This is a genomic window from Actinoplanes sp. NPDC051343, from assembly GCF_044455125.1.
Classification (GTDB): domain Bacteria; phylum Actinomycetota; class Actinomycetes; order Mycobacteriales; family Micromonosporaceae; genus Actinoplanes.
In genome coordinates this window covers 276,414-290,322 of sequence record NZ_JBITEL010000002.1, presented here as the reverse complement: position 1 = coordinate 290,322, position 13,909 = coordinate 276,414, and the positions used below count along the sequence as shown (strand labels likewise).

The following is a 13,909-nucleotide window of genomic DNA, read 5'->3' as shown; positions in this document are numbered from 1 at the left end:
CCATGGTGTGTGCGGCCGACACATGTGCGCGCCACCGGGGATGCGCATAGGTTCGCCTTCATGACGACGGCACGAGTGGTCGACCTGGATCTGTCCGGACGCACCGCGATGGTGACCGGCGCCGCCAGCGGCATCGGGCGGGCGTGCGCGATCCGCCTGGCCGCGGCGGGCGCGGAGGTCATCGCGGTCGACATCGACGAGGAGGCGGCCCGGTCGGCCGGTGGCCGCGTGATCGCGCTCGATCTCGGCGACCTGGACCGGATCAGGGACCTGCCGGCGAACGTCGACGTGCTGGTCAACAACGCCGGGCTGCAGGTCGTGGCACCCATCATCGAGTTCCCGGACGCCAAGTTCTCCCTGATCCAGCGGGTGATGGCCGAGGCGCCCTACCGTCTGATCAAACTGGTGCTCCCCCACATGTTCGAACGGGGGTGGGGCCGCATCGTCAACATCTCGTCGGTGCACGGGTTGCTCGCGTCGCCCTACAAGGCGGCCTATGTGACCGCCAAACATGCCCTGGAAGGTCTCAGCAAGGTGACCGCCCTCGAGGGTGCCCCGCACGGGGTTACGTCCAACTGCATCAACCCCGCCTTCGTGCGTACGCCTCTGGTCGACAGGCAGATCGCCGACCAGGCCGCGGTCAACGGCATCCCGGAGTCCGAGGTCGTCGAGCGGATCATGCTCGACCGGGCCGCGATCAAGCAGCTGATCGAGCCGTCGACGGTCGCCGAACTGCTCGCGTACCTCTGCACGCCGGTCGCCGACATGATCACCGGGTCGTCGATCACGATCGACGGCGGCTGGACCGCGCACTGATGCTCGCCGAATTCCTTCAACTGCTGGCCCGGGAGGCCGCACCGGTCGAGTTCGAACGCCCGGTCCTGGCGGCGCGGGCGGCCGGCGCCCCGCCGGCCGAACTGAAGGACCTCGAGGAGGTCAAGCTCGCCGCGCTGAAGGTGCGGGCCCTCCTCGAGCGCCGGCGGCGCCGCGAGGAGGAACTGTCCGGGCTCTACGACACCGCGAGCGACCTGGCCGGCCTGCGCGATCTCGACGCGGTGCTCCGCGCGATCGTCCACCGGGCCCGCACCCTGCTCGGCGCCGACGTCACCTACCTCACCCTGGACGACCCCGCCCGCGGTGACACGTTCATGCGGATCACCGACGGCTCCGTGGCGGCCAGCTTCCAGAGCCTCCGGCTCCCGGCGGGCGCCGGCCTGGGCGGTCTGGTGGCGGTCACGGGTACGCCGTACTCCACCGCGAACTACGGGCAGGACCCCCGTTTCGCGCACACCACCGAGATCGACCACGGGGTGCACGACGAGGGGCTGGTGGCGATCCTCGGCGTACCCCTGCGGCTGGGCTCGGCGGTCATCGGCGTACTCTTCGCGGCCAATCGCACCGAGCGGCCGTTCGCCCGCGAGGAGGTCGCGCTGCTCGGTTCGCTGGCCGCGCACGCCGCGATCGCGATCGACACGGCGAGGTTGCTCGCCGACACCCAGGAGGCGCTGGCGTCCCTCTCGGCGGCCAACCGGACGATCCAGGACCACAGCGCGTCGGTCGAGCGGGCGGCGGCCGCCCACGACCGGATGACCGCGCTGGTGCTGCGCGGCGGCGGCGTCGAGGACCTGGCGGCCGACCTGGTCGAGGTGCTCGCCGGGGCGGTGCTGGTGCTGGACGCGTCGGGCCGTTCACTGGCGACCGCGACCACGGTGGGAGATCCGCCGGGCCGCGACGAGGTCCCGGTGAGCGAGGCGGTGGCCGCTTCCCGCGGCGAGGGCCGGAGCGTACGCCGGGGAGACCTGTACATTGCCGCTGTCGTGGCGGGGGCGGACGACCTGGGCGCGCTGGTGTTCCGGCCCGCCGGCGACCTGGCCGGCGCCGACCAGCGGATCCTCGAACGGGCCGCGCAGGTGACAGCCTTGTTGCTGCTGTTCCGGCGCACGGTCGCCGAGGCCGAGGGACAGGTCCGCGGCGAACTGCTGGACGACCTGATCAGCCGCCCGGTACGCGACGACGAGGCACTGCGCTCCCGCACCCGCCGCCTCGGCGTCGACCTGGACTCGCCGCACGTGGTCGTGGTCGCGTCCTTCGACGCCCCACCTCCCGGTGCGCCCCTCGGTTCGTCCAGCGGATCGTTCGATGCTTCGTTCGACGGTGGCAGCGGACTACGCCAGCGGGCGTTGTCGTGGGCGCGGTCGTTCGCCGGCGGGCGGGGTGGTCTCGCCGCGGCGCAGGGTGCGCGGGTAGCCCTCATGCTGGCCGGGTCGGACGCCGGCGACGCGGCCCGGCAGGTGTCCCGCGAAATGGGCCGGGCCCTGAACCGCCCGGTGACCGCGGGCGGCGCCGGCCCGGCGGTCGGGGCGGTCGCCGTGGCGGGCGCCTACCGCGAGGCCGACTCGTGCGCCACGGCGCTGGTAGCCCTGGGACGCGCCGGGGACGGGGCGGGCGGGTCGGAACTGGGCTACGTCGGCCTGCTGCTGGGCGACCGCCACGGGGTAGGCGACTTCGTGAACGACCGCCTCGGTGCGGTGCTCGACTACGACTCCCGGCGAGGGGCCGCCCTGGTCAAGACCCTGGAGGCGTACTTCGGCGCGGGCGGCAGCCTGGCCCGGGCGGCCGAGGCGCTCCACGTACACGTCAACACCGTCACTCAGCGGCTGGACCGGATCGCCCACCTGCTGGGCGCCGACTGGCACGACCCGGGGCGGGCGCTCGACCTGCAGCTGGCGTTGCGGCTGCACCGGTTGCGAGGGCCCGCAGGAGGGTGGTGAGCTCGCCGGGTCGCTCGCGCCAGGGATGATGGCCGGCGCCCTCGATGACGTTCAGCGTCGCCTGCGGGATCGCGGCGGCCAGTGCCGCCACGGTGCTGACCGGGCGCGGGTCCCCCGCACCGTGGATGAACCAGCAGGGCATGCCGATGCGCCCGGCGCCGGAACCCGGATGCGCGGCACTCCGCCGGAGCAGGCGCGGCCGGTCGGCGCTGGACTCGGCCTCGGCCAGGAGCTCGGCCTCGGCGTGGCGGCTGGTCTCGGCCATCAGCGCGCGGTTCGCGGTCCAGTTGATCGGGCGGTCGACGCTCGCGTCCTCGACGGCCCATTCCCAGGCGTGTTCGCGGTCGGCGTGGTCGGTGAACCAGCACAGGGCGCGGTACTCGGTCTCCTCGTCGCGGGTGCGGTTCGGGCGTTCCTCCAGCTCGGCCCGGCGCTGCCGCTGGCGCGGGGTCATGCGACGGGCGGCCTCGGCGGCGGCCGGGCCGCGCCAGTCGCCGAGGCCCGGACCCGAGAGGTAGCCCAGCGCGCTGGTGCGGTCGGGGTGGGCTACGGCGTACGCGAAAGCAAGCGTCGCTCCGAAGGAGTGACCGACGACCGACCACGTCTCGTGGCCCCACTGGCGGCGGAGCGACTCGATGTCGGCCCGGTAGCGGGCGAAGGTGTGCGCGTCGGACGCGTCCGAGCCGCCGCAGCCGCGGTGGTCGAAGCGGTGCACCGTGGTCAGCGGTTCGAGCATCCGGGCGACGGGTCCGAGGTAGTCCCAGAGGCCGGGGCCGCCGTGGATCAGGAGGACGGGCGGCAGGCCGGTCGCGGTGCCGGTGGTCCATGTCCGCAGGCGTACGCCGTCGCCGGTCTCGACCATGCGCATGCGGCCGATTCTGCCCGGTGGGTGCCGGCGACATGGTCCGGCGGCCGCCGATGTGGCCGGGCACGCTCGTTGCGGCCGGGTCCGGCTTCTAGGCTGCGGGGATGGAAGAGATCGACGTACCGGTGGCCGGAGGTAGCCTGCGGGCGGTGTCCTGGGGCGACTCCGGGCCGACGGTGCTGGTAGCCCACGGGATAACGGCCAACGCGCTGTCCTGGGCCCGGGTGGCCGGGGCGCTGGCCGGCCGCGTACGCCTGGTGGCCCCCGACCTGCGGGGGCGGGCCCGCAGTGCCGGTCTCCCGGGGCCCTATGGCATGGCCGCGCATGCGGCCGACCTGATGGCCGTCGCCGATCATCTGGGGTTGTCGCGGGTGGCCCTGGCCGGGCATTCGATGGGTGCGTTCGTGGTGACCGAGGCCGCCGCCCGCTATCCGTCGCGGGTGTCGTCGGTGCTGCTGGTCGACGGCGGCCTGCCGCTGCCGGTCCCGGCCGGGATCGACGTCGACGACGCCCTGCACGCCATCATCGGACCGGCGATGACCCGCCTGTCGATGACGTTCGACTCCGTGGACGCGTACTCCGGGTACTTCCGGCAGAACCCGGCGCTCGGACGCTATTGGACGCCGGAGATGTCGGCTTACGTGGCGCGCGACTTCACCGGATCGGGGTCGTCGTGCCTGCTCGAGGCCGTACGGGCCGACACGCGTGACATGTTGACGGCGGCCGCCCCGGCCGACGGCTTCCCCCTGCTGTGGGCGCCGCGCGGCCTGCAGGACGAGGACCCCGGCATGTACGCGGCGTCCGATGTGGCCGGCCGGGACGCCGAACTGGTCCCGGACGTCAACCACTACACCCTGCTGCTGGGGGCGGGTGCCGGCCGGGTGGCCGACCGCATCGTCGACCTCGTTACGTGATCTCGTGCGGCAGCAGGCGACGCCACGTGGCCGCCACGAACCGGTTGCTGCCCACCCGGTACATCGGCCAGACCTTCTCGGTGGCCCGCGGCAGCCCGTGCGGACCGTGCGGCAACCGGATCTCCTGGTAGAGCTGCTTCCCGGGCGTGGGTACGCCTTTGGGCCAGTCGCGACAGTGGTCGGGCCGGTAGTCGATCGAGACGACGCCGAGCATCACGCCGGGTGGCCGCCACGGTGTGCCGGCGTGGAGCACGTGCCGCCGGATCGCCTCCACCTGCTGATAGAGCTCGCGCACCGGCGGCGGGTACGCGTGCTGCGGGTCCCCGTCCTGCCACCCCTCGAGGCGGGCCGTGAGGTAGCCGCCGGACGGGGTTCGCGCCCGCACCTGGTCGAACGGCCGGTCGCCCGGGGGCGGCTTGTCGGGGTCACGCATCAGTCCGGCGGGCGTAGTCAGCACGCCGAGGGCCTGGTCGTGCAGCGTGGTGACCCAGACCGGCGGCAGCGGGAGCCGGGCCGCCGCGTCCGCGTAGGCCGTCCCGTCGGCGTAGACGGCGAGCCGCGGCGGCTGCATGACGCCCTCGCCCGGGTTGAAGAACCCGCCCGGCTGCTCCCACTCGAAGAGCGGCCAGCCGGGCAGGCCGGCCTCCCGGACCACGACCGGAGGGGTGTCGGTCGTGGTCCGGGAGGCGGCCCGTGCCCCCGCACCCACACAGGCGTACGCGATCCCGCTGAGCGAGAGCCCGGTGATCAGAAACCGTCGACGATCCACCCCTCCGACGCTAGTCCCATACGCCCGGTATGTCCGATGACCGGGGCGGGGAGTACCCCAACGGGTGGGCCGGCGGAAAACCTCGTGTGACATCGCCCGGACCTCTCCTCATGGGTGACCTCGGGCCGTCGTGCGGGCGCCGGCGACTCAGTCCGCGTACCGCTTGCGGGCGTCCTCCCACCCCGGCAGCGCATCCGCCGCCCGCTCCCCCGGCCCGACGTAGTCCGCCGACGGGCGGATGATTTTCTTCAGCCGCATCTGCTCGAGGATGTGCGCGCTCCACCCGGCCGTCCGCGCGCACGTGAACATCGCCGCGAACATCTCGGCCGGCACCTGCGCGAAGTCGAGGACGATCGCCGCCCAGTACTCGACGTTGGTCTCCAGCACCCGGTCCGGCTTGCGCTCCCGGAGTTCGGCCAGCGCCGCCTTCTCCAGTTCCCGCGCCACCTCGTAGCGCGGCGCCCCCAACTCCCGCGCCGCCTCCCGCAGGATGCGGGCCCGCGGGTCCTCGGCCCGGTAGATCGCGTGCCCGAAGCCCATCAGACGCTGCCCGCTGTCGAGCACCTGGTGCACGTACCCCCGCGCGTCCCCGGACCGTTCGACCGCCTCGACCATCCCGAGCGCCCGCGCCGGTGCGCCACCGTGCAGCGGCCCGGACAGCGCCGCGACCGCCGCCGACAGGCACGCCGCGACGTCCGCTCCGGTGCTGGCGACCACGCGCGCGGTGAAGGTCGACGGGTTCATCCCGTGCTCGGCGGCGCAGATCCAGTAGCGGTCGATCGCCGCCACCTGCCGCGGGTCCGGGTCGCCGTGCCAGCGGATCATGAAGCGTTCGGTGGCGCCGCGGCCGGCGTCGACGACCCGCTGCGGCACCGCGGGGAGCCGCGGCCCGCGCGCCGCCTGCGCCACGTACGACAGCATCATCACCGAGGTCCGCGCGAGGTCGTCCCGTGCCTGCGCCGGTTCGATGTCGATCAGCGGCCGCAGGCCCCAGTGCGGCGCGAGCATCGACACCGCCGCCTGCACGTCGACCCGGATGTCGCCCGAGTGCACCGGCACCGGGAACGGCTCGGCCGGGGGCAGGCCGCGAGCGAAGTCGCCGTCGGCGAGCAGCCCCCACACATCCCCGTACGAGACCCGCCCGGCCAGCGAACGGATGTCGATGCCGCGGTAGCGCAGCGACCCCCCGTCGCGATCCGGCTCGGCGATCTCGGTGTCGAACGCGACGACACCGGCAAGACCTGGATTGACTGTCAACATGACTTCAATGTGTATGTGGACAATGTTGACGTCAATGTTGATGCAGTCAACATGAGAGTATCTGCACATGGCCGCCGAACCGATGCTGAACACCGACGACGTCGCCCACCGACTGGGCGTCAAGCCTTCCACGGTCTACGCGTACGTCTCCCGCGGCCTGTTGAAAAGCCGGCGCAACGCCGACGGCAAGGGCAGCCTCTTCACCCGCGCCGACGTCGACGCGTTCGTCGCCGCCCGCAGGAAGACCACCACCCCGACCGTGCAGACCGGCATCACGCTCATCCAGTACGGCAGCCTGTTCTACCGCGGCCACGAGGCAGCCAAGCTGGCCTTCACCACCCGCTTCGAGTCGGTCGTGAGCCTCCTGTGGACCGGCGAACTGGTCGACGTCAGCCTGACGCCGGCCCCCGCCCTGCTCACCGTGGGCCGCGCGGTGGCCGCCGCGCTCCCGCCGGCGGCCCGCACCACCGACCACCTCCGCGTGATCGTGGCCGCGGCCGCCGCGGCCGACCCGCTGCGCTTCGACACCAGCCCCACCGCGGTGGCCGCCACCGGCCGGGCCCTGCTCGCCACCATGGTCGGGGCCCTGCCCAGCGCGGTGATCCCGGTGGCGCCCGCCTCGCTGGCCGAGGCACTGTGGCACCGTCTCTGCCTGCGCGACCCGACCGGGACCGACCTGCGCCTGCTCAACGCGGCGCTGATCCTGCTCGCCGACCACGACATCGCCGCCTCGACCCTGGCCGCCCGGGTGGCCGCGTCGACCCGCGCCCACCCGTACGCCGTGGTCGGCGCCGGCCTGGCCGCCCTCGACGGCCCCCTGCACGGCGCGGCCAGCGGCCTCGCCCACGGCCTGCTCGCCGAGGCGGTCACCCGCAACGACCCGGTCGCGACCATCGCCGACTACCTGCGGGCCGGCGACCCGATCCCCGGCTTCGGCCACAACCTCTACCCCGACGGCGATCCACGGGCCACGACCCTGCTCTCGGAACTCCCCGCGGGCAAGGTGCGGGACGTCACGGGCCACATCGTCGAGACGATGCGTACGCGCAGCGGCGTACACCCGAACGTCGACCTGGCCCTCGCGGCCTTCACCCTGCACAACGGCATGCCGGCGCATGCCGGCGAAACCATCTTCGCCGTCGCCCGGACCGCCGGGTGGATCGCGCACGCCCTCGAGGAGTACGCCGCCCGGCCACTGCGCTTCCGGTTCTCCGCCCAGTACGCGGGCCACCCGATTACCGCCGGGTAAGGTCTCCTTCCATGCCGTCCCACGAACCCGAGGCCCTCCCGGTAATCGAGGCCCTGCACTCCACCCCGTCCCGCCGCTACCTGTCCACCGAGCCGATCCCCGAGGACGTCATCCGGGCCCTGCTCGACGCCGCCGTGCGCGGCCCGTCCGGCGGAAACACCCAGCTCTGGGCGTGGATCGTCGTCCGCGACCCGGCGGTCAAGTCGCAGATCGCCGAGTGGTACCGCGAGGGCTGGAACGCCAACTACGGCGCCCGCCGCGCCGACCTCGAGGCCGCGGGCAAGCTGGACGCCGTCTTCCGCTCCAGCGGCCACCTCGCCGAGCACCTCGAGGAGGCCCCGGTCTGGATCTTCCCGGTCCTGCTCGGCCCGGCGAAGTCACAGAACCCCCGCCTCGGCGCCTCCATCTACGGCGCCGTCCAGCAGTTGATGCTGGCCGCCCGGGCGTACGGTATCGGCGCCACGCTGACCACCCTCTACACCGGCCACGAGGCCGAGGTGCGCGAGCTGCTGGGCCTCCCGGAAAACGCGATCACGATGGCCCTGATCCCCTTGGGCTACCCCAGCCGCGGCCGTTGGTCGCAGCCCAAGCGGCGCCCCCTCGACGAGGTCGTCTTCTGGGACAAATACACAACCCCCTAAAGACGTACGCGCGAGCGAGCCCCCGCCACCCGGCGCCGGCAACGCATCGGTTCAGCCACCACATCCCACCACCGAGTCACGGGCTTACGCATATTGTCCGCGGCAGATCCGTGCGTTCCTGCTGGTCGGTAAGCGTGCGTAGCAGTTGATCTACACTGCGCCGTCTCGGCACGGGCGTGTTCGTCGTGTGCGGCATCTACGACTACTGGGGCTGCCCCCACGATCCCTTGCCCTAGGTCGTGACGGTTATCGACGAGCTGTCTGCGCAATAACAAGGACCAGCGGGCCACGTCGCCGGCGAGGGTGCAGGTCCCGTTGGAGCAGCGGTCCGCCCCCGTTTGCACCGGAAGCCCGTTTACCGACGCCGACAGAGCGGGCTACCTCCGAGACCGGTGCGGTGACCTCGGATGCAATGATCCTAGGGTCGGGCCCAAAGAAGACAAGGACTGCTATCAGCTGGGCCTGTCTTTAAGAGGATTCCGGACTGTCTTCGGGGCCGGCAATCGGTGCGCGTCGACGCCAACCGTGACGCCCAGGGTGATCAAGATGCACTCGATGGCTATCTCAAGGCTCATCAGGCGACAGGCGGCTTTTTTTGCGAACGTCTTATCCCGCCGACGTATCGCCCTGACCGCGGCTGATCCGCGTACTCGGTCTCGGCACCGTTTATCCTCGTGCCCGCGATTGCCATACTGCGGTGTCGTTCCGGCTCGGCTGACTTCGCTTATGGAACGTTCTGCAATGCGCGGACGCGGAGGGCGGCGACGGCGGCGGCAGGGTCGGCGGCGTAGAAGTGGAAGACGCGCGCAAGGGCATGCTTGCCCAGCGGGCGCATGAATGCCACCGGCCGGGTGAGCTCCACCGTGACGGTTGTCTCGCCGCCTTGGGAGAGCTCGACGCATCCGTCATCGTCAACTGTCCCCTTCTTGCCACGCGCGATCCGGCGTTCGATCCGGACGGCAGCGATGTCCTGCTCCGGGATCCGGATGTCGAGAAGGGCGCCGGAGCGCAGCCGCAGCGAGCCGTCCGCGCCGATGACGTGGGGACGGACCACGAAGGAGGCAAATAGGCCGAGGAAGAACAGCACGCCCCATACGTCGAGGGCGAGCGTGATCCCGCGGACGAGCGGCCAGGGGATAACGAAGGCGAGAACCACCGTCTCGATGACGGAAACGCAGACAAGGGTGATCAGCAGGCCCGCACCGCCGGACGCGTACGGGACCGCGATGTCACCGTCTCGCACGCCGTGCCGCCAGCGGCCGGTCAGCAGACGCAGAATGCTGGTGTAGAGCCGGAACTCGTGAATCATGAGCCTGAGCCCTGGAACTGACAGCATATCGGCGGCGATGGCGTAAGAAGCGGGCCGCCTGGCTAGGCCGCCGCGCCGGTAGCGGACGTAGGTCATGGCCATCCTCGCCACCAGAAAAATGAGCGGCACAGTCGTCGCCAGTTGCAGAGCGACGCGGACCGTGGAACCGACGTGGACTCCAAACATGGCGCACAGCGCCAGCAGCAGCACGCCGGCCACCCGAGCCCCGATCGACCACCACACCGCCTTCCGCAGCGGACGACTTGCGGTACGGACCGTCATGATTTCCTCATCAGATCGATGGCGCGACGAATCGCGGCGGCCTGGGCCGGAGCGAAGTCCGCGTAGAACGCCGCGGCAAAACCCCCGGCCGTGTCCTCAAGCTCCCCTTCGGGAAACGGGATCGCCTTCCGGATCGTCTCCGGGACAGCCGCCGCCAGGGCCAGGGCGGTCTCCTCGACCCGGGCATCGTTTACGGGCAGGCCGACCAGCCCATCGAGGCGTGCGTAAACCGCGTAGACCTGTTCGGCGGCTCCGGGATCGGAGTCGAGTGCCCGTGCAAGCTGGCTGAGCCAGCCAGAGTCGCGGGCCAAGGGCGCTGTCTCCAGGAGAGCCAGGATCTCGCGGTCCTTCGCCGCCATCGCCGGCTCCGGCTCCGGCTTTCCCGCCGCGACGTCGGCCAAGCGGTCGAACAGCGCGGCCAGTCCGGCAGAGACGGGTGCCGGCCCGAAATCCCTGGCCCCGGTCTCGGCCTGTCGCAGCAGCGAAGCCAGCCGGACCCGGCGCCTGCGGATGTCCTCCTCCTGACGGGCGAGATCGCTGTCGAGCTCATAAAGGATCTCCGCCAAGTCTCGTCCGCCGTCATCGGCCAGCGCGTCACCCACCTCGTCCAGGCTCAGGCCCAGCTCGGTCAGGCGCCGTACCCGGGCCAGCTCGACGGCGTCCCGCAGCGAGTACTCGCGGTAGCCGTTCGCCCTGCGCTCGGGCTCAGCCAGCAGACCAATCCGGTGATAATGCCGGATGGCACGGGTGCTGATGCCGACCAGGCCGGCGAGTTCTCCGATCCTCACCCCTCAAGGGAACACCTTGACGCCGCGACAACGTCAACCCGCTTGTCACATGAGCGTGGTGCGCTCGCGGAGTAGAGATCTGCCGTAACTGACATCGGCACGAGCGTGCGTGAATCGGCCGACGACGCGATGACCCGGCGTAACCGCCATCGCTGAGCCGCCGAGCGGGATCAGCGGCAGATCAGTGCGCCGGGCACGGGCAAATGACCGCATTAGTGATCCGGAAGATCCTCGTGGTCGAGCAGGTTAACAAGATTCTGGGAGGATCGTTCGCCAAGCATCTTCGCGATCGTGTCGTGAAAGTTTTCTCGCCGACTTTTTTGCGGAGTTCACGGAGTCCGGATATATTTAATCCGGCCTGAGGGCGCCGATTTCGAGGCGAATCGCCAATGCCTGGCAATGGAGAGTTACTGCTTCGGTGGGCTCTTCTGTTTCGGCACGCAAGACACCGAGCGGGCTAATGGAACGGGCCATGCCGGCCCGGTCGCCCAGCTCGTGTTTGATGGTCAGGGATTGCCGGTAGCGGCGTTCGACGGCGGCCGCCGCTTCATCCCCATCCTCACCGAACCCGTCGACCTACCCTCATACGCAAAAGTCCGACAACCCCTCGACCTCACCGACAGGAAGACCTACGACGCCAACATCGACACCCTTGCACAAGCCATCCGTCGAGCCTAAACCTCCACTAAATCGACGCACTCAATTCGGCTGGATTTGCGCCTGTGATCAAGCCTTGGAGATACAGAACGCGACGACGGCGCCTACGAAGCCCTGCCGGCCGTTCAGGTGGGTGAACGACCCTTCACCGAAGCCGCCTGTTATCCGGAGGCATCGGCCGTCCGGTTGGCAGGCCCGCGAACCTGGCGGCACCACAGCCGGCGTTCTCTCGCGGCCAGGAGTCACCCGGGGCCAGACCGTCCCGCTGGCAGCGGCGCGCTCGACGAGGCTGAGGAACGCGAGGCGGACGACGGCGACCGTCGAGCGCACGGAAGATTGCCCGAGCCCGCACGTCGCGAGTGCCGTCGAGACCGAGATGCTGGCGCGACGGTAGCTCAGCACCATTCTTCGCCGCCCTTTGTCAGCGGCAGATGCGCGTTGATGACGCCGCTGCCACGGGGGTGGCGTGCAACTCGGCGGGCGCTCTACACGCAACGGCCGGTCGGCTCTGCTCGCCGAGCAGGAGAGGCCGGCGAGCCGATGCCGGCGCCTGAACCGATCCGGCTCGGCGCGATGTTACCAATTCGATCGCTGTGGTGACCGGCCGCCGCCGAGCACAGCTTTACGCTAGCCGGTTGGCATACGGCCCCGATCATTCGATTCACCCGGCCCTAACGGCCGGTGCATTCCGGATCCGCGATCGGGCACCGTTGCCCCATTGCGCGGAGAATTCCAACGTGGTGCCGTTCAGGCAGGGAGGCGGTCATTTCCAATGGCGACGGAGTCGCGGGCCGCCGGGTCCGGCGAGCTGACATGCGTCACGAACAATTGCGCTAACATGGGAGGACCGGTGGCAGCGACCGTTTGCCCTTTGTGCTACCGGGAAACGTATGCCGTTCCCCCGGATGATGCTGGGCACGCGCCGGGACGACAATCGACGTCCGGCCTCAGCGCGGCCGCCATAATTATTCGCGTGATCTTCGGCGGATTCTGGTCGATCGCCGCCGCTGCCGCGTTGAGTGCAAGCGTGTTGGCGATCGGCAATGGAATGGTCGGGCCGGGACTGGTTGCCCTGGCCGCAGCCCTGCTGTGTGGCCTGTACGCCCGCTACATGTTCCGAGGCGGCCGGTTCCTCATACTTTTCTGGTGACACCCGTCCGAACGCGGGGACCGGCCCGGGGCCGGGTTCCACACCGACGCGCGGGCGCATGATGGGCTCTCAGACGACTCACAGAGGCCGTCCAGCCGACTTGCCGCCGGTCTGAGATCATGGCGCCGTGAGCGGACGTATTCTGAGCAAGTCGGACCTTGTGGTGCTGGCCGTTGGCGTGCTTGCTGTCGCCGCGGCGGGAGTCATGCATTACGGCAAAATGCCTGCCGTGCTGGCGTTCGTGGTGGCCGGCGCGGCGGTGGCGCTGCTGGCCTCGCTGGTCGGGCGCAGCGTCGAGCAGCTGGGCGACCGGTTCGGGCCGGGCGCGACCGGGGTGCTGCAAAGCGCGCTGGGCAATCTGCCGGAGCTGTTCATCGGCTTTTTCGCCCTCCGGGCCGGGCTGCTCGCCGTGGTTCAGGCGGCGATCATCGGCTCGATCCTGTCCAACATTCTGCTGGTGCTCGGTCTGGCGTTCGTCGTCGGCGGTCTCAAGCACGGGCGGCAGCGGTTCGACTCCGACCGGGCCCGCACCTCCACTGTGCTGATGGTGCTGGCCACCGCGGCCCTCGTGATGCCGAGCCTCGCCCAGTACGTGCATGCCCCCGCGGCGCCGCACGAGAAGGCGCTCTCGCTGGTCGTCTCCGCCGTGCTGCTGGGGGTTTTCCTGCTGTCGCTGCCTTCCGCGCTCAAGCGCTCCGCTTCCGCGGAGCCGGGAAAGGCGCCCGATGAGAAGCGGGCCGAGGAGCATGCGGGTCCGCGGTGGCCGCTGTGGCTGGCCCTCACGATGCTGACCGGCGCGAGCGTGGCCGCGGCGCTGGTGTCCGACTGGTTCGTGTCCGCGCTGGAGCCGGCGATCACCTCGCTGGGCGTGTCGCAGGCGTTCGCCGGCCTGGTCATCGTGGCGATCGCCGGCAACGCCATCGAGAACGTGATCGGCATCCAGCTGGCCTACCGCAACCAGGCCGACTTCGCGATGAGCGTGATCATCCAGAGTCCGCTGCAGGTCGCGCTGGTTCTCGCGCCGGCGCTGGTGTTGCTGAGCCTGTTCACTGCCACCACGCTGACCCTGGTCTTCGCTCCGCTGCTGGTGATGGCGGTGGCGATCGCCGTGCTGGCGACGACGTTCATCGTCTTCGACGGCGAGTCGACCTGGTTGGAGGGCGTCACGCTGATCGCGCTCTACGCGATCATCGCCACGACGTTCTGGTGGGGGTGACGGGCGGCGAAACGGACGGCGCGCCGGGCCGGACGGTC

At 70.7% G+C, this 13,909-nt stretch carries 13 protein-coding genes and 1 pseudogene; 9 read left to right on the top strand and 5 right to left on the bottom strand.

Annotation, left to right across the window (positions count from 1 at the left end):
• Nucleotides 1-60: 60 nt before the first annotated feature.
• Entirely contained in the window at nt 61-816 is a 756-nt protein-coding gene (locus ACIA5C_RS08120) for an SDR family oxidoreductase (RefSeq protein WP_396052491.1), read from the top strand.
• Nucleotides 816-2,771 carry a helix-turn-helix domain-containing protein gene (locus ACIA5C_RS08115; protein ID WP_396052489.1) on the top strand — a complete coding sequence of 652 codons (1,956 nt, stop codon included), beginning with the start codon at nt 816-818 and terminating at the stop codon, nt 2,769-2,771. The genes ACIA5C_RS08120 and ACIA5C_RS08115 overlap by 1 nt, the downstream gene beginning before the upstream one ends.
• Before the next feature lie 13 nt (nt 2,772-2,784).
• On the opposite strand, the pseudogene ACIA5C_RS08110 reads toward ACIA5C_RS08115, so the two are convergent.
• Nucleotides 2,785-3,633, bottom strand: a pseudogene (locus tag ACIA5C_RS08110) (alpha/beta fold hydrolase); the annotation flags it as partial.
• 107 nt (nt 3,634-3,740) lie between these two features.
• On the opposite strand from ACIA5C_RS08110, the gene ACIA5C_RS08105 reads away from it, so the two are divergent.
• A complete protein-coding gene (locus ACIA5C_RS08105; RefSeq protein ID WP_396052488.1) occupies nt 3,741-4,550 on the top strand; it encodes an alpha/beta fold hydrolase in 810 nt (269 codons plus the stop codon).
• On the opposite strand, the gene ACIA5C_RS08100 is transcribed toward ACIA5C_RS08105, so the two are convergent.
• The gene (locus ACIA5C_RS08100; protein WP_396052487.1) at nt 4,543-5,319 is read right to left on the bottom strand and encodes a hypothetical protein; all 777 of its coding nucleotides are present in this window, start codon (nt 5,317-5,319) and stop codon (nt 4,543-4,545) included. The genes ACIA5C_RS08105 and ACIA5C_RS08100 overlap by 8 nt on opposite strands.
• 147 nt (nt 5,320-5,466) lie before the next feature.
• Nucleotides 5,467-6,579 carry a citrate synthase 2 gene (locus ACIA5C_RS08095; protein ID WP_396052485.1) on the bottom strand — a complete coding sequence of 371 codons (1,113 nt, stop codon included), beginning with the start codon at nt 6,577-6,579 and terminating at the stop codon, nt 5,467-5,469.
• 67 nt (nt 6,580-6,646) lie between these two features.
• Between ACIA5C_RS08095 and ACIA5C_RS08090 the strand changes: the two genes are divergently transcribed.
• The 3 genes from ACIA5C_RS08090 to ACIA5C_RS08080 all read left to right on the top strand — a co-directional run bounded on the left by ACIA5C_RS08090 (nt 6,647) and on the right by ACIA5C_RS08080 (nt 8,705).
• A complete protein-coding gene (locus tag ACIA5C_RS08090) occupies nt 6,647-7,828 on the top strand; it encodes a citrate synthase (protein WP_396052484.1) in 1,182 nt (393 codons plus the stop codon).
• Between the two features lie 11 nt (nt 7,829-7,839).
• On the top strand, nt 7,840-8,469 hold the full coding sequence (locus ACIA5C_RS08085; protein WP_396052482.1) for a nitroreductase family protein: 630 nt from the start codon (nt 7,840-7,842) through the stop codon (nt 8,467-8,469).
• 155 nt (nt 8,470-8,624) lie between these two features.
• Nucleotides 8,625-8,705: a DUF6196 family protein gene (locus ACIA5C_RS08080; protein WP_396053093.1), complete on the top strand. Its 81-nt coding sequence runs from the start codon at nt 8,625-8,627 to the stop codon at nt 8,703-8,705.
• Between the two features lie 488 nt (nt 8,706-9,193).
• Here ACIA5C_RS08080 and ACIA5C_RS08075 read toward each other — a convergent pair whose 3' ends face one another.
• Together ACIA5C_RS08075 and ACIA5C_RS08070 are read right to left on the bottom strand one after the other, a co-directional pair.
• Nucleotides 9,194-10,060 carry a hypothetical protein gene (locus ACIA5C_RS08075; protein WP_396052481.1) on the bottom strand — a complete coding sequence of 289 codons (867 nt, stop codon included), beginning with the start codon at nt 10,058-10,060 and terminating at the stop codon, nt 9,194-9,196.
• Nucleotides 10,057-10,848 (bottom strand): MerR family transcriptional regulator, encoded by a 792-nt coding sequence (locus ACIA5C_RS08070; RefSeq protein ID WP_396052480.1) that lies wholly within the window; start codon nt 10,846-10,848, stop codon nt 10,057-10,059. The genes ACIA5C_RS08075 and ACIA5C_RS08070 overlap by 4 nt, the downstream gene beginning before the upstream one ends.
• A gap of 399 nt (nt 10,849-11,247) precedes the next feature.
• Between ACIA5C_RS08070 and ACIA5C_RS08065 the strand changes: the two genes are divergently transcribed.
• The 3 genes from ACIA5C_RS08065 to cax all read left to right on the top strand — a co-directional run bounded on the left by ACIA5C_RS08065 (nt 11,248) and on the right by cax (nt 13,871).
• Nucleotides 11,248-11,526, top strand: a complete 279-nt coding sequence (locus ACIA5C_RS08065) for a hypothetical protein (protein ID WP_396052478.1) — start codon at nt 11,248-11,250, stop codon at nt 11,524-11,526.
• Nucleotides 11,527-12,478: 952 nt separating this feature from the next.
• Nucleotides 12,479-12,655 carry a hypothetical protein gene (locus ACIA5C_RS08060; RefSeq protein ID WP_396052476.1) on the top strand — a complete coding sequence of 59 codons (177 nt, stop codon included), beginning with the start codon at nt 12,479-12,481 and terminating at the stop codon, nt 12,653-12,655.
• Between the two features lie 127 nt (nt 12,656-12,782).
• Nucleotides 12,783-13,871, top strand: a complete 1,089-nt coding sequence (gene cax / locus ACIA5C_RS08055; protein WP_396052474.1) for a calcium/proton exchanger — start codon at nt 12,783-12,785, stop codon at nt 13,869-13,871.
• Nucleotides 13,872-13,909: the final 38 nt, after the last annotated feature.